This window comes from Agrobacterium sp. MS2 (assembly GCF_003261015.1).
Classification (GTDB): Bacteria; Pseudomonadota; Alphaproteobacteria; order Rhizobiales; family Rhizobiaceae; genus Agrobacterium; species Agrobacterium pusense.
The window spans coordinates 48,309-68,054 of record NZ_QLNF01000056.1; the positions used below are offsets into that span (position 1 = coordinate 48,309).

Annotated in this window: 19 protein-coding genes; 15 read left to right on the forward strand and 4 right to left on the reverse strand. The window is 60.5% G+C overall.

The genetic code is table 11. From position 1 onward, the window contains the following. Window positions 1–6 precede the first annotated feature (6 nt). The 4 genes from DOU54_RS15575 to gltS all read right to left on the reverse strand — a co-directional run bounded on the left by DOU54_RS15575 (window position 7) and on the right by gltS (window position 6,724). On the reverse strand, window positions 7–1,119 hold the full coding sequence (locus tag DOU54_RS15575; protein WP_113731577.1) for an ABC transporter permease: 1,113 nt from the start codon (window positions 1,117–1,119) through the stop codon (window positions 7–9). A 3-nt stretch (window positions 1,120–1,122) separates the two neighbouring features. Next, window positions 1,123–3,909, reverse strand: a complete 2,787-nt coding sequence (gene rbbA / locus DOU54_RS15580; RefSeq protein ID WP_113731578.1) for a ribosome-associated ATPase/putative transporter RbbA — start codon at window positions 3,907–3,909, stop codon at window positions 1,123–1,125. After that, window positions 3,906–4,973 (reverse strand): HlyD family secretion protein, encoded by a 1,068-nt coding sequence (locus DOU54_RS15585; RefSeq protein ID WP_077548374.1) that lies wholly within the window; start codon window positions 4,971–4,973, stop codon window positions 3,906–3,908. Before DOU54_RS15585 ends, rbbA begins: the two co-directional genes overlap by 4 nt. 554 nt (window positions 4,974–5,527) lie before the next feature. Continuing rightward, window positions 5,528–6,724, reverse strand: a complete 1,197-nt coding sequence (gene gltS / locus DOU54_RS15590) for a sodium/glutamate symporter (RefSeq protein WP_113731579.1) — start codon at window positions 6,722–6,724, stop codon at window positions 5,528–5,530. A 231-nt stretch (window positions 6,725–6,955) separates the two neighbouring features. Here gltS and DOU54_RS15595 point away from each other — a divergent pair, with 231 nt between their 5' ends. The 15 genes from DOU54_RS15595 (at window position 6,956) to nqrF (ending at window position 19,744) form a co-directional block, all read left to right on the forward strand. Then, window positions 6,956–7,570, forward strand: coding sequence for a TetR/AcrR family transcriptional regulator (locus DOU54_RS15595; protein ID WP_113731580.1), 615 nt, complete (start codon window positions 6,956–6,958; stop codon window positions 7,568–7,570). Between the two features lie 175 nt (window positions 7,571–7,745). Continuing rightward, window positions 7,746–9,161, forward strand: a complete 1,416-nt coding sequence (locus DOU54_RS15600) for a bifunctional enoyl-CoA hydratase/phosphate acetyltransferase (protein WP_112585275.1) — start codon at window positions 7,746–7,748, stop codon at window positions 9,159–9,161. Further along, a complete protein-coding gene (locus DOU54_RS15605; protein ID WP_077548378.1) occupies window positions 9,158–10,333 on the forward strand; it encodes an acetate/propionate family kinase in 1,176 nt (391 codons plus the stop codon). Before DOU54_RS15600 ends, DOU54_RS15605 begins: the two co-directional genes overlap by 4 nt. A 3-nt stretch (window positions 10,334–10,336) precedes the next feature. Then, window positions 10,337–10,516, forward strand: coding sequence for a hypothetical protein (locus DOU54_RS15610; protein ID WP_077548379.1), 180 nt, complete (start codon window positions 10,337–10,339; stop codon window positions 10,514–10,516). A gap of 145 nt (window positions 10,517–10,661) precedes the next feature. Next, window positions 10,662–11,780: an alpha/beta hydrolase gene (locus tag DOU54_RS15615; RefSeq protein ID WP_113731581.1), complete on the forward strand. Its 1,119-nt coding sequence runs from the start codon at window positions 10,662–10,664 to the stop codon at window positions 11,778–11,780. 37 nt (window positions 11,781–11,817) lie between these two features. Beyond that, window positions 11,818–12,420 carry an HdeD family acid-resistance protein gene (locus DOU54_RS15620; protein ID WP_113731582.1) on the forward strand — a complete coding sequence of 201 codons (603 nt, stop codon included), beginning with the start codon at window positions 11,818–11,820 and terminating at the stop codon, window positions 12,418–12,420. 311 nt (window positions 12,421–12,731) lie between these two features. Then, window positions 12,732–13,580 carry a universal stress protein gene (locus tag DOU54_RS15625; protein WP_113731583.1) on the forward strand — a complete coding sequence of 283 codons (849 nt, stop codon included), beginning with the start codon at window positions 12,732–12,734 and terminating at the stop codon, window positions 13,578–13,580. A 73-nt stretch (window positions 13,581–13,653) separates the two neighbouring features. Continuing rightward, window positions 13,654–14,175: a DUF1269 domain-containing protein gene (locus DOU54_RS15630; protein ID WP_077548383.1), complete on the forward strand. Its 522-nt coding sequence runs from the start codon at window positions 13,654–13,656 to the stop codon at window positions 14,173–14,175. Between the two features lie 241 nt (window positions 14,176–14,416). Next, on the forward strand, window positions 14,417–15,121 hold the full coding sequence (locus tag DOU54_RS15635; protein ID WP_278025891.1) for a hypothetical protein: 705 nt from the start codon (window positions 14,417–14,419) through the stop codon (window positions 15,119–15,121). 3 nt (window positions 15,122–15,124) lie between these two features. Beyond that, window positions 15,125–15,658, forward strand: a complete 534-nt coding sequence (locus DOU54_RS15640; protein ID WP_112585281.1) for a hypothetical protein — start codon at window positions 15,125–15,127, stop codon at window positions 15,656–15,658. Then, window positions 15,655–16,461 (forward strand): RnfABCDGE type electron transport complex subunit D, encoded by an 807-nt coding sequence (locus DOU54_RS15645; protein ID WP_112585283.1) that lies wholly within the window; start codon window positions 15,655–15,657, stop codon window positions 16,459–16,461. The genes DOU54_RS15640 and DOU54_RS15645 overlap by 4 nt, the downstream gene beginning before the upstream one ends. Beyond that, window positions 16,454–17,272: an NADH:ubiquinone reductase (Na(+)-transporting) subunit C gene (gene nqrC, locus DOU54_RS15650; RefSeq protein WP_112585285.1), complete on the forward strand. Its 819-nt coding sequence runs from the start codon at window positions 16,454–16,456 to the stop codon at window positions 17,270–17,272. The genes DOU54_RS15645 and nqrC overlap by 8 nt, the downstream gene beginning before the upstream one ends. Then, a complete protein-coding gene (locus DOU54_RS15655; protein ID WP_113731584.1) occupies window positions 17,269–17,928 on the forward strand; it encodes an NADH:ubiquinone reductase (Na(+)-transporting) subunit D in 660 nt (219 codons plus the stop codon). The genes nqrC and DOU54_RS15655 overlap by 4 nt, the downstream gene beginning before the upstream one ends. Continuing rightward, window positions 17,925–18,527: an NADH:ubiquinone reductase (Na(+)-transporting) subunit E gene (nqrE, locus tag DOU54_RS15660; RefSeq protein WP_112585289.1), complete on the forward strand. Its 603-nt coding sequence runs from the start codon at window positions 17,925–17,927 to the stop codon at window positions 18,525–18,527. Before DOU54_RS15655 ends, nqrE begins: the two co-directional genes overlap by 4 nt. Then, a complete protein-coding gene (gene nqrF, locus DOU54_RS15665; protein WP_112585291.1) occupies window positions 18,524–19,744 on the forward strand; it encodes an NADH:ubiquinone reductase (Na(+)-transporting) subunit F in 1,221 nt (406 codons plus the stop codon). The genes nqrE and nqrF overlap by 4 nt, the downstream gene beginning before the upstream one ends. Window positions 19,745–19,746: the final 2 nt, after the last annotated feature.

The following is a 19,746-nucleotide window of genomic DNA, read 5'->3' on the forward strand; positions in this document are numbered from 1 at the left end:
CCGTCGCTATCGCAGGAAGCTTCGGAAACGGCGCAGGGCGAAAACAAAAAGAGCCGCCCCGATCGACATCAACGCCAAAACTTGTGGCCAAACGACATCTATACCTGCCCCACGAAACAGCACCGCCTGGGCGAGAATGGTGAAATGGGTGTCAGGCGCGACCAGCATGATATCCTGGATGATTTGCGGCATGCTCTCCCGCGGGGTAACACCGCCAGACAAGATCTGCAATGGAAGCAAGACCAGCATCAATAAAAGACCGAACTGCGGCATAGAGCCGGCGACCGTTGCGAGAAATATCCCCATGCAGGTCGTGGCGAACAGCTGCAGTATTGTTGCGACCAGAAACAGGAGGATGGAGCCCTCGATCGGAATGTTGAGTACACCTTGCACTACGACAATTATCGCAGCGGTAGACGCGATCAGAACAATGAGCGCCATCGACCAGATCTTGCTCAGCATGATTTCGGCTGGCGTGACAGGCATAACCAGCAAGTGTTCGATCGTTCCGTGCTCGCGTTCCCGGATGAGTGCAGCGCCCGTCAAGATGATCGATAACATAGTGATCGAAGAGATCACGTCGTTGATCGCGCCAAACCAGCCTTTGTCGAGCTCCTGATTGAACCGCGAGCGCAATGCGATGTCGACCGGAAGCTCCGCGCTCTGTCGGTAACGATTGAGGTATTCGCTGACTTCGCTGGAGACGATGGACTGGATATAGCCGCCGCCGCTGAAGGCCTGCGACATGCGGGTGGCGTCGACATTGAGTTGAATCGTTGGCACTCGGCCAGCGAGCAGATCGCGCTGGAAATTTGGCGGGATGTCGAGGGCAAAAGTGTCAAGACCCGCATCCATGCGACTGTCCATCTCATACTGCGAAATGACCTTGGGGATAGAGAAATAAGGCGGGTAGAACGCGGTCAGGATACGGGAGGAGACGGGAGACTGGTCTTCGTCCACGATAGCAATGGCTGCCTTGTTGAGCGTCTCAGGCATCGACGTCGAAGCCGTGTAGATCGACAGGGTGAAGGCATAGAGGGTAAGGACGACAAGCATTGGGTCCCGGGCGAGACCGCGCAGCTCCTTGATACCGAGTTGGGCGATGTTGGCCAAGCGCATGGATCACCCTGCCTGTTTCTTGAGAAGCGCCGCGCTGCCGGCGAGAAGAACCGGGACAGCGATCAGGAGCGGGATGAAGGACGCAGCGAGATCGCTGAACTCCAGCGCTTTGGAGAACGTACCGCGCGCGATCGTGACGAAGTAGGTCGCCGGATAGATCTGTCCAATAAATGCGCCGGCCCCCTCCAGCGAGGAGACCGGATCGATCATTCCGGAATACTGGACGGCCGGAATGAGGGTTAGCAGCGCTGTGCCAAAAATTGCCGCGATCTGGCTGTTCATGAAGGTGGAGATCAGCAGTCCGAGCCCGGTTGCAGCCGTGACGTAGAGCAGCGCGGCACCCGTCAGCGTCAGGAAGCTGCCAGTCAGCGGCACCTGGAAGACGAAGATTGCGAATGCCGTCAGCATGAAGAAGTTGAGCATGGCAAGCGCGATGTAAGGGATCTGCTTGCCGAGCAGGAATTCGATCCTCGTCACCGGCGTCACATAGAAATTGATGATGGAGCCGAGCTCCTTCTCGCGCACCACGCTCAGAACCGCGAGCATAGCCGGGATCATCATCAGCAACAGCGGTATGACCGCCGGCACCATCGCCTTGAGGCTCTCGACACTCGGATTGTAGCGGTATCGAAGGGCGATCTGGAAATTGCCGATCGTTGCTGCGTCACCATAGAGTTCACGCGCCTTTTGGGTGAGCCATGTCTGATGCATGCCCTGCACGTAGCCTCGTACGGTCTCGGCTCTCGAAGGCATGGCGCCGTCGATCCAGGCACCAATCTCGACATTGGTGCCACGTGCGACATCGCGCCCGAAGCCTGGAGGGATTTCCAATGCGAGGCTGAGTTCGCCGTTACGCATGCGACGGTCCAGATCGTTGTAATCGACAATCGGCGCCTTTTCCGTGAAATAGCGCGATCCGGCGATCTGAAGCGTGTAATCGCGGCTGATCGTCGTGTCGTCCCGATCGAGCACAGCAAAGGACAGGTTCTCGATATCCATGTTGATGCCGAAACCGATGACGAACATCAAAATGACGCTGCCGAGGATAGCCAGCGTCGCGCGGATCGGATCCCTGCGGAGTTCGAGCGACTCGCGTCGTGTATAGGCCAGCATACGGCGCAGATTGAAACTGGAGCTGGCGGATGAGGCCGGCGGGGGCGCAGCGGCTTCATCCGCCTCTTCACGCTGCGTGAGTGGGGCGGACGCAGGTGAAGCCTGTTCGCCGATGGCCTCCTCCAGATAGGAAATGAAGGCTTCCTCCAGCGTCTTGGCTGAACGTGTCTCGATGATGCCGCGCGGTGTGTCGCTGACGAGCACCTTGCCGGCATGCATGAGCGAGATACGGTCGCAAAGCTCGGCTTCGTTCATGAAATGGGTCGAAACGAAGATGGTCACGCCATCTTTGCGCGACAGGTCGGAGAGGATCTGCCAGAACCCGTCGCGCGCCACCGGATCGACGCCCGAGGTGGGTTCGTCAAGGATCAGAATGTCAGGCGCATGGATCATGGCGACCGCGAGCGACAATCGCTGCCGTATCCCGAGTGGCAGCGCATCCGGCAAGGCATCCATGATTTCGGTAAGATCGAAGCGTTCCGCCATCTCCGCAATGCGCGCTGGAATTTTCTCAGCCGGCAGGTTGAACAGCCTGGCGTGCAAGTCGAGGTTCTGGCGGACCGTAAGCTCGGTGTAGAGCGAGAAGGCCTGGCTCATATAGCCGACCTTGCGCCTGACCTCGATATCCTTCGGATCGACCTCTTGGCCGAACAGCTTCGCCGTTCCCTCTGTTGCCGCCAGCAGGCCGGTCAGCATCTTCATCGTCGTGGTCTTGCCGCAACCATTCGAGCCGAGAAAGCCGAATATCTCTCCGCGCGGGATCTGGAAACTAACGTTATCGACTGCGGTGAAGTCGCCGAACCGCATGGTCAGATGTTCGGCCTCGATAGCGAAGTCCGTCTGGGATTCATCGGATCGTGGCGGTATGACGACCTCGCGATGGCCGCGGCGACGTTCTTCCGGGAGCAGGGCGACGAAGGCTGCGTCGAGGTTCGCGGCTCCGGTGCGCGCGAGCAGTTCATCAGGTGTGCCTGTTGCGAGTATCTTGGCGTCATCCATCGCGACCAGCCAGTCGAAGCGCTGGGCTTCCTCCATATAGGCGGTGGCGACGACCACGCTCATCGACGGGCGGTCGCGGCGGATATCGTCGATCAATTCCCAGAACTGGCGGCGCGACAACGGGTCGACACCGGTGGTCGGCTCGTCGAGGATGAGCAGATCGGGGTCATGGATCAGAGCGCAGCAAAGCCCGACCTTCTGCTTCATGCCGCCGGACAGTTTGCCGGCCGGTCGATCAGGAAAGGGGGCGAGGCCCGTGCGCTTTAGCAAATCGTCGATGCGCATTTCTCGCTCGCGTTTGTCCTGACCGAAAAGGCGCGCAAAAAACTCGATGTTCTCGAACACCGATAACGTCGGGTAGAGATTCTTGCCCAGCCCCTGCGGCATGTAAGCGATCTGCGGGCAGATCCGGTCTCGGTGCTTCTTGTCAGCGATGTCGCCGCCCAGGACTTCGATATGGCCGTCCTGAATCTTATGAGCGCCGGCAACCAGGCTGAGCAGGCTGGATTTTCCCACACCGTCGGGACCGATCAATCCGACCATTATCCCGGCGGGAATATCGAGAGAGATCGCGTCGAGCGCGCGCGTCTTGCCATAGGACAGACTAACATCCGCGATCTTCACAACCGCAGGAGCGGGCTCTCGCGCATTTTGCTCTCCTGGCAACGAACCGCTCATTTCACCAGCGCCTCGTTAAGATGAGCAGGCCATTCGGCATCCTGCGCGATGCGGACATAGGCCATGCCGGGAAGCCCTGTCTTGACGTATTGGATATGCTCGCGGAGCAGTTCAGGCGCGATCTTCGCCCTGATGCGGAACATCAGCTTCTGGCGCTCTTCCTCGGTCTCGACGGTTTTTGGCGTGAACTGCGCGACGTCCGCCACGAAGCTCGCTTTGGCTGGGATGACATATTGGGGCGCGGCATCGAGAACCAGACGCACATCCGATCCTAACGGAATGCGGCCCGCCTGCTCTGTGGGCAGGAAGAAGGTCATATAGACATCGCTCAGATCGACGATGTTGAGGACACGACCTCCAGCCGACAGCACTTCACCCGGCTGGGCTACGCGGTATTGCACGCGTCCTTCGCGGGGTGATCTCAGCGTGCTGTCGTTGATATCAGCAACAATGCTTTCAATAGCAGCCTGGGCGGCCACGACGGACGCCTCGGCATCGACGATCTGGGCCTTGGCGGCGCCGATTGCTGCCTCTGAAGCGGAAAGGGACGCCTTTGAGGCCGCGACGGCGGCGCGGGCTCTCTGTGCGGATGCGCGGTCGTCGTCAAACGTCTGCTGCGATGTCGTGTTGGTGCGGATCAATTGCTCGGTGCGCGCAAGTTTGCGTTCCGCGGCATCCTGTTCGGCTTCCCGCTGGCCGATCACCGCGGCGGCAGCCTCACGTTCCGCTTCACGCTGGGACAGAAGGCTTCGGGCGGTATCGACGCTGATGGCGGCGCGCTGCAGTGACGCTTCGGCCTGCTTTCGCTGCGCTTCAAGCTGTTGCGTATCCATGACGGCGAGGACCTGGCCGGCCGTCACGAACGCGCCTTCATCGACCAGGATCTCCTTGATGCGTCCCGCGGTCTTGGTGGAAATGTCGATTTCGGTCGCTTCGATGCGGCCGTTTCCGCCGGCAATCCCGGCCGGCAGACCGGATGGGTCGTAAATGCGCAATGCGTAATAACCACCGGCAACGACAGCAATGACGACGACGCCAATGATCCAGTTCTTCAGCGATTTCATGAGCGGACTTCCCCTTTCGCGGTTGCATAAGCGAGCTGGGCTTGGACGCGGAAACGATCTGATGTCAGGGTGCAGAGGGTCATTGTCATGGTGAGGAGCCTGCCTTGGTGGCGCAAACCCGCCGTTGGGCGGACGCGAGACGTCACGGCTGCCCAACCGGCTTGCTGATGAAAGTTCGATCTGATGCGGTCACTTGAAAATTCTGGAAATCCGGCAGAAGCGAAGCGTGACCGCCATCCGTCGTCAAAGCAGGTCTTGAACCTGATTTTTCTCGTGTAAGCGAGGCGTATACTTTGGAAAGCCGCCGCGAAAGGCGGTTTTGTTGGAGCGTTCTTCATTGCCCACCTGAGTGTTTGCGTGAAGAACTGCTATTTGCCCCAGTATCATCAGCGCGTGATTTGAAATTCAGAACATATCATCATCTGATGACACACATGTCAATGGTCAAGCCTCCAATACGCCCGCGTGCCGGTGGCCGGCTTCGTATCTAGTCGGGTGACGAACTCCTATGAACCATCTCGCCGCTGCAAACATGATGAAACGAAACGGTTTCATCAGCCGACGAAGGCCGAAATAATCAAGGCATTGACGATATCAATGAAGAAGCCGCACACCAGAGGCACAACGACAAAGGCGCGATGCGATGCGCCATATTGCTGGGTGACCGCTGTCATGTTGGCGATCGCGGTCGCCGTCGACCCGAGAGCTATCCCGCCGAAGCCGGCCGACATCACCACGGCCTCGTAGTCGCGTCCCATAAGACGGAATACGACGACGATCGTGAAGATGATCGCGAGTGCGATTTGAACGGCCAGGGCGCAGGCAACGAATATGAAGACCCCGTCGAGCTGCCAGAGCTGAAGGCCCATCAATGCCATCGTCAGAAAAAGACCGAGCGCAAGGTCTGATATCAGGGCAAGGCCGTCATCCACGCCAGGCCATAGCCTGAGCACCCTGGAACTGACAGCAATCGGCATGAGGTTCCGGATGACGATCCCGGCCATGAGGCAGCTTACGAAGCCTGGAAGATTGAGACCGGTGAGAGCGAGAATGTGACTGATGCCGAGACCGAGAATCAGAGCCAGGTTCAACGCGAGGAGCGCCCAAAGGACACAGAAATAGTCCAGCCTGGATTGCCGACCGTCATTGGAAGCACCGATGTCGAGTTCCGCAGAATGGGTAGGGGCGACGCTATGGCGCTTGATCAGGTAAGCAGCGACTGGGCCGCCGATCATGCAGGCTGCGATCAATCCGATGGTGTTGCCCGCGACACCCAGTTCCATCGCATTCGAGATACCGAGCCGTTCAACGAAAATCGGCGCCCAGGCGAGCGTCGTACCGATCCCACCCGTCAGCGAAATTGATCCCACCATCAGTCCGGCCCTCGCTTCAAGGCCGAAGACCGTGGCCATGCCCACGCCGGTGAGATTTTGAATGAGGATGAAGGCGATTGCGAGCGAGAGCAGAATGGCTAGCGGGCGACCGCCTGCAAGCAATGTCTTGACATCCGCCTTCAATCCGACACCGGCAAAGAATAGCAGTAAAAGGAAGTCACGCATCTGGAGATCGAAAGTGATCCGTCTATCGAACGCCGCATAGAAGAGAGCGACGACGACCGTGCAGAGAAGTCCTCCAACCACGGGTTCCGGAATGGAGTATTTTCGCAGGAGCGGCGTCTTCACGGTGACGATCTTGCCCACCAACAAAAGCGTGATAGCAATGGTGAATGTGTAGAAAGCATCGATTTCCATCTTGACCTGACATTGGACGCGAAGTGATAGACGGCGTTGCGACGCTTGGATCGTTACTGCCGAACAGGATTGCTATGAATCGGATCCCCGCCAAGTAATTCGGCGTGAGTACTCCGAGTTTGCAGGAATGGAACGAACAGACCATTCCAGCGTTAGCCAAAGGGAAGTCATCCGCTGTTGACTAACCACACTTATGCCGATAAACCTTTCAACCGTCAATCTGGAGAGATTATGCCCAACAGACTTATCCGCCCGGTCGTGGAAGACGCAACGCGTGACCGCATCCTCAAGGCCGCGATCCTGCGCTTCTCCTCACATTCCTACGAAGAGACAGGGCTTCGTGACATTGCCTCCGATGTCGGCGTCGACATGGCTTACGTGCATCGATCCTTCGGGTCGAAGGAGAAGCTTTTCCGGGAGGCCGTCAGGGCGATGCTTCGCCCGGAGGTCTGGCTGGTCGGAGAGGCGAGCGAGTTGCATATGACACTGGCAAAGGACGTCCTCGCCGACAAGGGCGCCAACGAGATCCGGCCATTCGACATCCTCGCTCGATCCTTTTCCAGCCCCGAAGCTGCGCGGGTCTTTCGTGAGCTCATCGACGAAGGCTTCGTCAAGCCGTTCGCGTCCAAATGTCAGCTCGTGTCCGAGCCGCGCGCGTCAATGATCGCCGCTCTCCTGGCCGGTGTCAGCATCCTTCGTGACGTTATCGGCACGTCAGCCCTCCAGAAGAGCGGCAAGGATCACGAACTCGCGATCCTGATATCCCAGGTCGTCGAGTTTCTTATGAACGATGACAAGGAATGCCAGACAACAGCAACCCTACCGATCAGTCGGGAGCGACAATGAATGATTTGAGCAGGTTGGACGTTGAGGCAACGCAAATCTCTGACAAAACTTTGGGCACAGAGGTCTATCGCACCATCGATCGGACGCGCGAGGCGCTGAGGGCACGGATGACTGGAGGGTCTCCCTCCCATCGCGGCTTCGCCCGGCACCTATGTGTTCCAGAAGTGAGGGCGCGATGGCGGACAATTTGCTGAGAAACCATACCTTCGCCGATCTCAAGGTCGGCGATACCGCGAGCCTCACCCGTGTTGCTGGGCGTAACGATATCGATCTGCTGACTGCCATGGCTGGCGGGAGTTGGCCGGCTTCTTGCGATGCGGCGCCAGAAGCGACGACGCTCTTCAACGAGATCGTCGCCAACGGCCTCTGGACCGGAGCGCTCGTTTCGCTCGTCCTCGGCACAAGATTCCCGGGGCCCGGGACGATCTATCTCGGGCAGGACTTCCGCTTCGTGAAACCCGTCGCCGCAGGCGACACGATCACGGCAAGCGTGAAGGTGAGGCAGAAGAACACCGAAACGCGCATGGTCGCGCTGGAAACGACTTGCTTCAATCAAAAAGGTGAGCTTGTTTTGACCGGGACGGCGACAGTTCTTGCACCCGAACAATCCATCGAATGGACCGAGGCTGCTTCCATCTCTGGCTCCACGGCCTCGGCATCTGCGAGCCGGTACGAATCCTTCGTCGCGGAAGCGCGCAGCCTGCCCCCGGTGCGGGCCGCTGTCGTTCACCCCTGTTCTGCCGGCGCGATCCTGGCCGCAGTCGAGGTTCGCCAGCAGGGCCTGTTCGAGCCGCTGCTGGTCGGACCGGTCGCGAAGATCCGTGCTGCTGCTGATGCTGCGAAGGTCGATCTTGGTGATATGGCAATCGAAGATGTTGCCCATAGCCACGCGGCGGCCGCACGCGCGGTGGAGCTTGCTGTCGCTGGTGAGGTCGCGGTTCTTGTCAAGGGCAGCCTGCATACCGATGAACTTCTGGGCGCTGTCATCGCGACCGGTTCCGGGTTGAGAACCGAACGGCGCATCAGCCATGTCTTCGCGCTCGATGTCCCGGCTTACGACAAGCCGCTGATCGTTACCGATGCGGCGATCAACATCCAGCCGACGCTCGATCAGAAACGCGATATCTGCCAGAACGCCATCGATCTTCTCCGGGCGCTTGGCGTCGAGGAGCCGCGCGTTGCCGTGCTCGCAGCCGTCGAGACCGTCAATGCGAAGATGCCGTCGACCTTGGATGCCGCGGCGCTGACGGTAATGGCGGCGCGTGGCCAGATCACCGGCGGGCGCGTCGATGGCCCACTTGCATTCGACAATGCGATCAATATCGAGGCGGCGAGGACAAAAGGGATCGTCTCGCCGGTTGCGGGCGAGGCCGATGTTCTGCTCGTGCCGGACCTGGAGGCGGGCAATATGCTTGCCAAGCAACTGATCTATTTCGCGGGGGCGACGGCGGCCGGGATCGTGCTCGGCGCTCGCGTGCCGATCGTGCTGACCAGCCGCTCGGATCCGCTTTCGGCGCGCATCGCCTCGGCAACGCTCGCAAGGCTCCTCGTCGCTCGCAACCAGGCGCCGCAAACCGGAGCAACGCCATGAGCGAGCAACTGCTTGTCACCTTCAACGCCGGCTCGTCCACGGTCAAGATCGGCCTCTTTACCCGTTCCGAAGGTGCGCTCACACGCATCGGCAAGGGTATGATCGACTTTCGCAAGACGCCGTTGCGCTTCGAGCTTTCCGAGGGGCCGGATCGCTTCGACATCGAACTGGAAGCCGAAGCCGCGGAGGAATTGGACGATGTCTTGAGCGAGGCCTTCGGCCGCCTCTCGTGGCATTACGACATGTCCGGCGTCATGGCGATCGGCCACCGTATCGTGCACGGCGGCGATCTGTTCGATGGTGCCGTCCTGATCGATGATCGGCTGATGGCGCAGATGGAGGCGCTCGTACCGCTTGCACCGCTGCATCAGCCCCAGGCGCTGCGCCTCATCCGTGCGATCACGCGCCTCCGACCGGAGCTCAGGCAGACCGCCTCTTTCGACACTGCCTTCCATCGCACCATGTCCGAGGTCGCGCGACGCTTCGCATTGCCAAGGGCGCTCCACGAGGAAGGCATCAAACGTTATGGCTTTCACGGGCTTTCCTATCGATCGATAGCGGGGGAACTGGCCCGCAACTGGCCGGAGCATGCGGCGGGCAAGGTCGTCGTCGCCCATCTGGGGTCCGGTGCCAGCCTCTGCGCCATGTGCAACGGTGCCAGCCGCGACACCAGCATGGGGTTTTCGACGCTCGACGGTGTGCCGATGGCAACACGCTGCGGAGCGCTCGACGCCGGAGTGGTGCTGCATCTGGCAAGATCCGGTCGCGATCTCAGCGACATCGAGGACCTCCTCTATCACCAGTCGGGTCTACTGGGGGTCTCCGGCATCAGTGCTGACAGCCGCGCGCTTCTGGAAAGTGAAGAGCCGGAAGCGAAGGAAGCGATCGAACTGTTCTGCTTCAGTGTCGCAGGTGAAGTCTCGCGACTTGCCTCGACGCTCGGCGGGCTCGACGCGTTGGTGTTCACGGCCGGTATCGGCGAGCACCAGCCGGCGATCAGGGCCGATATCTGCACCCGCCTGATGTGGCTCGGCATCGATCTCGACCCGGCCGCGAACGCTGAGAACCGGACAGTCATCAGCAGCCCGGCAAGCCGCCTCGCCGTGCTCGTGATCCCAACCGACGAGGAACAGGTGATCGCTGCCGAAGCCTCAAGCGTTCTGGGAGGCTGATTAATGACTGCGACTATCGGTCTGTCCGGAATACGTGGCCTTGTGGTCGGCATCGCCAACGAAGCGTCGATTGCTGCCGGCTGCGCGGCCGAGGGCTTTGCATTGGCCATGGATGTGTCCTGCCATTCCTTCATCCGGATGGCGCGGCTCGCAGCTCCCCGGTTCGGTTGTCTACGCCGATAACGGGTTCCACATCACGGCCTGGCCGGATGGGACAATCTGGTGCCCCGAAAATACTGACGCCGCCTTTAGCGGCGGCAGGCCTGAACGCTGTTGTTCCGAAAGGCGCGATGGTTCCACAGCACTAGACATTGTTTGGTTTCAGTAAATGCGTGAATTCAGTCTTCGACTTGTATTTCTTCTCCTGACAAGCCTGCTTTCAGCCTGTGCCGGGCGTCCGGGCCCGGAACTGCTTGCCCAAACGGCTGAAACCGTCCAGGGGGCGAAGCTGACTACCGTCTATGTCGCAACCACGCGAAAGCGCGACGCGGCCGGTGTCTACACGACCGGGCGCAGCCGTGAGGTCAGCTACATCCGCTACAGGATATCTATCCCGCCGGGTCACAAGGCCGGCAATGTCGAGTGGCCGAAATCGAAGCCGAACCCGAAGACGGACTTCGTCACCGTAGACCAGCAGCTCCTCGACGCGGTGACATTCGAGGCCGAAGTCACGCGCAAACGCGATGACAAACCGCCAAGCGTTGGCGTGTTTGTGCATGGCTACAACACCAATTTCACCGAGGCCGTCTATCGCGTCGCACAAATGGCAGCGGATGCCGGCACTGGCGCCGCTCCGATTCTGTTTGCCTGGCCGTCCGAAGGGGCTCTGAGCGGCTACGTCGCGGATAAGGATGCGGTGACGTTTTCGCGCGACCAGTTGGCGGATCTGCTCACCACGCTTGCAGCCAAGCAGACGCAGGGACCGATCACGCTCGTCGGCCACAGCATGGGAGGATGGCTGACGACGGAAGCGGTGCGCCAGCTTCGGCTTACAGGCAAGGATGCGGTCATCCGCCGACTGCAGGTGGTGCTCGCGGCGCCAGACATCGACGTTGACGTGTTTGAAGCGCAATTGGCGGCGATAGGGCCACTCAACCCGCCCATGACCATCCTTGTGTCCAGGGACGACAGGGCACTGCAGGTGTCGGAACTTCTATCTACCGAACGTCAGCGTCTGGGCAGGATCGACGTGACGGATCCTAAAATCGAGGAGGCAACGCGCAAGGCGAATGTACAGGTGATCGATATATCGGACGTCGAGGCCTCCGATAGCTTCAGACACAATCGTTTTGTCGGTCTCGCCGCGCTTTATCCGAAACTCTCGGCTCGCAATGGCGCTGGCGACCCGCAAAACATCAGGCAAGCCGGAGCTTTCGTGTTCAATTCCGCCGGTGCGGTTCTTTCAAGCCCGTTCATACTGGCTGGCAAGATCGTCGGCGGCAACTGACACGCGTGAACACCCGCAGTTCCAGGAGGAAAAACCCATGACGACCATGAACTTCAGAATGCTCGATTCCACCGATCTGCGACTGTTACGGTCGCGATGGCAGTGGCTGTTGGCCGCAGGCATAGCACTTCTCTTGATTGCGTTTGCCGCCCTGTCCAATCTTCTGCTGGCGACAGTCGTTTCGGTGCTTTTTGTGGGCGTTACGATGCTGCTGGCCGGTGCGGCGCATATCGTCTTCGCCGTTCAGATGAAGCGTCGGAGCCATTTGCTCGGGTTGATCGCAATCGGCGCGTTGTATGTGTCGGCGGGCCTTGTCACATTTTGGAATCCGGTATTGGCATCCAGCGTCCTCACGCTGCTCATGGCGCTCAGCCTGCTGGTCGCAGGCATTGTCAGATTTGCCGCAGGTCTGGCGGTCCGACCTGTTTCGGGTTGGAGCTGGCTGGTTGCGGCAGGCGCCACCACCGTGCTCGTTTCAATGGTCATTCTGATCGGCTGGCCCGTCAACAGCCTCTGGATCATCGGCGCCCTGCTGGCGATCGATCTGCTGATCACCGGTTGCGGCCTGAGTGCATTGGCGCTTGCACTGCGGCGACCGCCGACTTCAAGCGAGATCATCGATAAACGACACGGAGCCTGAGGTCGTCATGAAACAAGTAAAGCCGTTCACTGTGGAGGTGCGGAAGAAGCGCCGGGTGCAGAAACCTCAGACGAATTGTGAGTGGCCTGCTCCGAGCACAGTCGCAGAGCCTCAACCGACAAAGGAGATTGAGGCGCCAGAAGGCATCAGGCCCGAGGAGACCTCATCCGGTCACCTGTCGCGATCGCGCAGGGATTGAATGCAGGCTGGAACTGAGCCCAGGGACATATCTCCATCAGTCTTATCATCAACTGTTGACTAATGATAACCGATCGTTAGGTTGGTCAAGCAGGCGGGCACGGGGAGATGGAATGAATACGCCAAAAGATATCGTCGTTTATATCGACACAGCGGAAACTTCTGTCTGTCGGGTCTATATCGATTATGCTGTTTCACTTGCACGTGTATGGGATGCACACGTCGTTGTTGCTTTTGTGCCGGAAGATTTGATCGCAACTCCCTCGCATGGCTTCGCCCGGGGGGCTGCGATCGACAGCATGATAACCGCTTTCGAGAAGCGCCGACACGACGCCGAAGAGCAGCTTCGGAAGATCCTTTCGGAGATTGCCTCCGCCAGCGGTGTAAACTGCGAACTGCGGATATGTTCTCATGAAACGGGCGAAGCGCTCATGTTGCACGCCCGGCATGCCTCTCTGGCCATCGTCGGAACGGGGCGAGATCCGGCTCGTGCGGAGACAGCTCTTACGGTTTCGGAGGATATCATCTTTGCCTCCGGTCGACCCTCGATCCTTTTGCCTGCCACCTGGCCAGGTGACAGCGCCATCCCCGAAACCATCGTGATCGGATGGAATGCCAGCCGGGAAGCGGCCCGCGCCATAGCGGATTCAATGGCATTCCTTACAACTGCTCGCGCCGTTCACGTTGTTGTTGTTCCCGAGCCCAAGGTTGCAAGGCTTCTGGGGGAAGATCCCGGAAGCGATATCGCTCTCCACCTCGCACGCCACGGGATCAGGGTGACGCTTGACCGACTGGAAGGCGACAATGCCGGTGATCTTATTCTATCCCGGGCAGAAGAGCTTGGTGCCGATATGATGGTCATGGGCGCCTACGGGCAGTCCCGGATCACCGAATTCGTTTTCGGTAGCGCAACTCGTACCATTCTGGCCAACCCGACAGTCCCGATCTTTCTCTCGCGATAAAGACTTATCGCTGGGCAGGGCAGGTGGCCCGGGAAGCTACGGAAAAAGTGATGACAACACAGGAGAACAAAGCATGTCCGATCTGATAGTCGTCGGTTTCGATACGGTTGATGAAGCCGACAAGGTGCTTCTCAAACTCGCCGCCCTGAGAAAAGAGTATCTGGTCGATCTGGAGGATGCCGTCGTCGTCGTTCGTGACGGCGAAGGCAAGGTTCATCTCAAGCAGAGCCTTAATCTGACAACCCTTGGGGCGGCGTCAGGCCTGCTGTCGGGCACGTTGTGGGGCGGTCTGGTGGGGCTTTTGTTCCTCAATCCGCTTGCCGGCATCGCCATCGGTGGCCTGACGGGGGCTGGTGTTGGCGCCTTGTCCGGCTCGCTCGCTGACTATGGCATCGACGACACGTTCATCAAATCTCTTGGCGAAACGATCCCGAACAACTCCTCGGCATTGTTCGTGCTTGTCCGAAAGGTGCAGCCGGAAAAGGTGCTGGCGGAGTTCGAGGGGTTGCGCGGTCGTGTACTCAAGACGTCGCTTTCGCCGGAACAGGAAGAGAAATTGCGAGCCGCACTTTCGCAAACGGTTACAGGCTCCTGACGGATATTGAACGGCCCTGTCGTGAACGATCAACCGAGCCCGCGCCGCTCGGTTGATCGCAGGATAAAGGTACCTGCAGCGATACGACCTATAGCGCATATCACAGTTACCCAGATCGCTTTGCAAATTGATCATAATCAATGGCACTGCCGTCGACCTCCATAATCTTATCGGAGGCCGTCAATGTTTCGGGCGAAACCGGGTTGAGTTGAACATAATCGGAGGGGCGTCAGTATTGCAGGTGAGGGTAAAAGGCGGCATCGATCTTCGGTGGGAAGGCAAACCGGCAGAGACGATCGACGAAGAAGTTGCGGTTCGCTCGGCTGCGCTTCTTGGCGATGACTATCCTGACCTGCGCCCCATCTTCGACGTCGCGGAAGGGCAATGCGTGCTAGCGGGGCAGCGGCTTTTTACGGACCGTCGACGCCCCGACCTTAGCTACACTGCCCCCCTTTCCGGAACGGTCCGGGCAATCTCACATGGCCGGCGCAGAAGCCTCGATTCGATCGTCATCGATATTGATGGGGATGATGGCATCCGATTCGACCGGCCCGCGCAGCCGGATCGAGAAGCAATGCAGTCGCTTCTGATGACGAGCGGTTGCTGGCAGTCCTTTCGCACTCGCCCGTTCGGGCGGATCGCCGATCCCGCAAAAATCCCCGACGCGATCTTCCTCACCGCCATGGACACGGCGCCGCTGGCGGGCGATCCGGCGCCGGTCATAAAACGCTTCGAAACATGGTTCCGTTTGGGTGCCGCGGCGCTGTGCCACCTCACCGACGGCCCGGTTTACATCTGTCATGGCAATGATGCGTCGCTACCTGTGGTGGACGGCACCAAATCGGTCGCCTTCTCCGGCAGGCATCCGGCAGGACTTGCAGGAACGCATATCCATCACATTCACCCTGTCGATGCCACCCGGATGGTCTGGCATATCGGCTATTAGGATGTGATCGCGATCGGCTGTCTTCTGGATACGGGCCGGATCTGGACGCAGCGCGTCGTCGCACTGACGGGCCCGGGAACCCGCACGCCGCGTCTGGCTCTTGTGCCTCCAGGAGCCAATCTGCGCGATCTGTTCGAGGGCACGCTCGTGAGCCCCGCAGTCCAGTTGTTGTCAGGCTCCCCACTCTGCGGCATGGTCGAGCACTTCCTGCGGCGCTATGACGTGCAGGCCACTGCCATGCCGCACGGACATCCAGCCCGCCGCTCCTTCGTCGCCCGTTACCTTACCTCATCCGGTGAGCGGTTTCCTGCGCCGCTTATCCCCAACGCCGTCCATGAGCGGGCCGCACCCTGCGGGATCCTGCCTGCGCCGTTTCTGCGCGCTATCAGCACCGGCGATGTGGAAGCGGCCGCGAAACTCGGGGCGCTGGAGATCGTCGAGGAAGACCTCGCCCTGCTCGGCCATGTCGACGGTTCCGGCACGGATTACGGAGCCTTGCTGAGGGCGACGCTCGATGAGCTGGAGAAGGCGATATGACCGCTTTTCTGCAGGATTTGCGCGCCGGGCGCTTCGCACATATCCCATTGGCCAGCGCGGTTATGCCCGCGCTTCTGGGCCTGATTGCGCCGGTTGCGCTCATACTTTCCTTCGCCGGTTCAGCCTTCGCCATACGGCTATTGCTGGCTCTCGTCGTGACGGTCGGCTGGCAGTTTGTTTTCGCCCGCGTGCGAGGCATCGGGATCGGGCTCGACGGCATAATCACCGCCACCCTGATCGCGCTCCTCGTTCCTGTCGACGCGCCGCTTTGGCAACTGGCTCTGGGGATCAGCTTCGGCGTGGTGATCGCCGAACAGGTGTTTGGCGGACGCGGACGCAATTTCGTGCATCCGGCAGTCGCGGCACTGGCTTTCCTGATGTTCTCCTTCACCGATTTCGATTATCGGACTGGTCCCGACATTCCTGTCGCCGCCCTGGCGCCGGCAGCGCTTCTCCTGCTCCTCAGCGGGCAGGCGTCATGGCGTCTGCTGCTTGCCATTGTCGGTGCAATGGTCTTGTCCAGCTGGATGCAGGGTCAGGACGTCGCGTCTCTCCTGCTCTCGGGCGCCATCGGCTGCGCTATCCTTTTCCTGGCGGCAGATCCGGTCTGCTCCGCCGCCACCAATCCCGGCCGCTGGGCACAGGGGATCTTGACCGGCCTGCTCATCGGCCTTTTCTCGCAGGCCGGCTCGGCTTTCGGAGCCGCGATCTTCGCCATCCTGATGAGCAGCATCTTTGCGCCGTTGATCGACTTCCTGGTCGTGACCGTCCATGTGAAACGGAGGGCGAGGCGATATGGCTGATACCCCTCCCGGCAGCCGTCGATCAGGTCTCTGGCGCGGCTTTCTGGACCGGCCGAACACCGATCGCGTCAAGACGATCGGCATGTCGCTGCTGGTGGCCATCGGCTGCGGCGTGACCGTCTCGGTCGCGACTGTCACCCTGCGTCCGATCCAGCAGGCCAATATCGCCGCCCAGCAACAGGGCCGCATGGTCGCAATGCTGGAGAACCTGCCCGGGATCGGCGAGATTTTAAAGGAATCCGGCGCGAGCGGCGTCGAAACACTCGTCATCGACCTCGCCAGCGGAACGGTCGCCGCCGATATCGACCCGGCGAGCTTCGATCAGCGCGCCGCGGCGGCGGATACTGAAAGAAGCACGACCGTACCACGCGCGGACGACCTCGCGGGTCTCGGCCGCCGTGAGAATCACGCGCTCGTCTACCTTCTGCGCCGCGGCGACGATCTGGCGCTCGTCGTGCTTCCGGTTCGCGGCGCGGGATATCAGTCGACCATCCGCGCCTATCTGGCGCTGGAAGCCGATCTCGACACGGTCGCCGCCTTCACTGTCTACGAACAGGGAGAAACGCCGGGCCTCGGCGCTCGTATCGCCGAGGATGGCTGGCAGGCGCAATGGGCGGGCAAGCGCATCTTCGACGATGGCGATTTCGCTATTTCCGTGGTGCGCGGAAATGCCAGCGGCCCCTACGAGGTCGACGGCATCTCCGGGGCCAGCGTCACCGGCTATGCGATCTCCGACATGCTCGAATTCTGGATGAGCGAGCACGGCTTTGGACCTTTCCTCGACAAATTGAAGAAAGGAGAAATCCGGTGACGATCGCCTTCCGCAACCTGACCGACCCTCTCGTCGACAACAACCCTGTCACCGTGCACATTCTCGGCATCTGCTCGGCGCTCGCGGTCACGACATCGATGTCGACCGCTCTCACCATGTCGATCGCCCTGACCGTCGTGCTCGGCCTTTCGGCCGGCATCATCAGCGCGATCCGCCGCCATATCCCGTCCTCCGTCCGCATCATCCTGCAGATCACCATCATCGCCTCCCTGGTCATCGTCGCCGACCAGTTTCTGCAGGCCTTTGCCTATGAGATGAGCCAGCGGCTGACGGTGTTCGTGTCGCTGATCGCGACCAACTGTATCGTGCTCGGCCGCACCGAAGCCTATGCGCTGCACAATCCAGTGTTACCCAGCATGGTGGACGGCGTCGGCAACGGGCTGGGCTACAGCCTCGTCCTGCTGACGGTCGCGGCGATCCGCGAACTGTTCGGCTCGGGCAGCCTGTTCGGCATCGGCGTGCTGCCGCTGGTCGCCGACGGCGGCTGGTATCAGCCGCTGCGCCTGATGCTGCTCGCACCGAGCGCCTTCATCATTCTGGGGCTTCTCGTCTGGGCCGTTCGCAGCCTGCGACCGGCCCAGACGGAAGCGCCCGAGTTCGAGCTGCGCGAGCAGGAAAGGGCGGCGGAGACATGATCGAACTGTTCCAGCGCTCCATTTTCGAAGAGAATCTGGCGCTGTCCTTCTTCCTCGGCATGTGCACCTTCCTCGCCGTCTCCAAGCGCGTGGAAACGGCATTCGGCGTGGGCGTGGCGCTGATCGTGGTGCAGTCGATCAGCGTCCCCTTGAACTATCTGCTGCATGCCCATGTTCTCAGCGCAGGTGCACTCGGCTGGGCCGGCCTGCCGGATGTCGATCTCGGCTTCATGCGGCTCATCACCTTCATCGGCATCGTCGCGGCGATGGTGCAGATCATCGAAATGCTGCTCGATCGCTACGTGCCCGCTCTTTATAGCGCGCTTGGCATCTACCTACCGCTTCTCGCCATCAACTGCGCCATCATCGGCGGCAGCCTGTTCATGGTCGAGCGGCAATATGACCTTGCCGAAAGCACGGTCTACGGCGTCGGCACAGGCATCGGCTGGGCGCTTGCGATCGTCACGCTGGCGGCGGTCCGCGAGCGATTGCGCTACGCCAACGTTCCCGAAGGCTTGCAGGGCCTCGGCATCGCCTTCATCGTCACGGGCCTTCTGTCGATGGCGTTCTCCGCTTTCGTGGGAGTGCGCGTGCTATGACGGAGATCCTGCTCGGCATCGGCTTCATTTCCGTGCTGCTCGTCGTACTTGCAGCTCTTGTCCATACGGTCCGGGACTATCTGCTGCCGTCACGGCCTGTCGCGGTCACCGTCAATGGTAAGCGCGAGATCGCGGCTTTGGCTAACTTCAAACTGCTCGACATCCTTAACGCCAACGGCGTCGCCGTACCCTCGGGTTGCGCGGGCGCCGGAACTTGCGGCTTGTGCCGGGTGAGCGGGGTTTCGGGAACAGGCGACCCGCTGCCGACGGAGCGCGCTCGACTTTCGCCTGCCGACGTTCGGGCGGGAACGCGCCTCGCCTGCCAGATCGTCGTGCGAAACGATGTCGCTGTCACCGTGCCGGACGAGGTCCTCGGCATCACCACGATGCAATGCCGCGTGGCGTCATCGCGCAGCGTCACACCGCTGATCAAGGAAATCGTGCTCGCCCTGCCGGAGGGTGCGCAATTCGACTTTCGCGCGGGCAATTTCGTTCAGGTCACGGCACCTGCCTACCGCCTCGACTTTTCCGACATCGCGCTGGAGCCGCAGCACGCCGCCGAATGGAAGAAGCTCGGCATAGACAAGCTCTCGTCACAGAGCTCCCAGTCGGTCTCTCGCGCCTATTCTGTCGCCAGCCGGCCCCGTGATGCTGGCCTGATCGTTCTCAACATCCGTCTGGCCACGCCGCCGCCTGCCAAACCGCAGGCGTCTCCCGGCATCGTTTCGTCGTGGCTGTTCGGGCTGCGCGAAGGCGACGCCGTCGAAGTTGCCGGTCCTTACGGTCACTTCGGGGCTCAGGACAGCGAGCGCGAAATGGTCTTCATCGGCGGCGGCGTCGGTATGGCCCCCTTACGTGCCATCATAACGGACATGCTTGAACGGCAGGGAAGCCGGCGCAAGATCAGCTTCTGGTATGGCGCGCGCAGCCGGGGTGAACTGTTCTACGCCGAAGAATTCGATGAGCTTGCGCGACGCTACCAGAATTTCCGCTGGGTGCCGGCTCTATCGGAGCCTGCCCGTAACGACGCCTGGGAAGGCGAGACGGGCTTCGTCCACGACGTCGTCTTCAAGGCCTATCTCAAGGATCACTCGGCGCCGGAGGACTGCGAATATTACCTGTGCGGACCGCCACTGATGATCGAAGCCGTCTACGCGATGCTCGATGAATGCGGCGTCGAACGCGAAAGCATCTTCAATGACGATTTCGGGATCTAGGA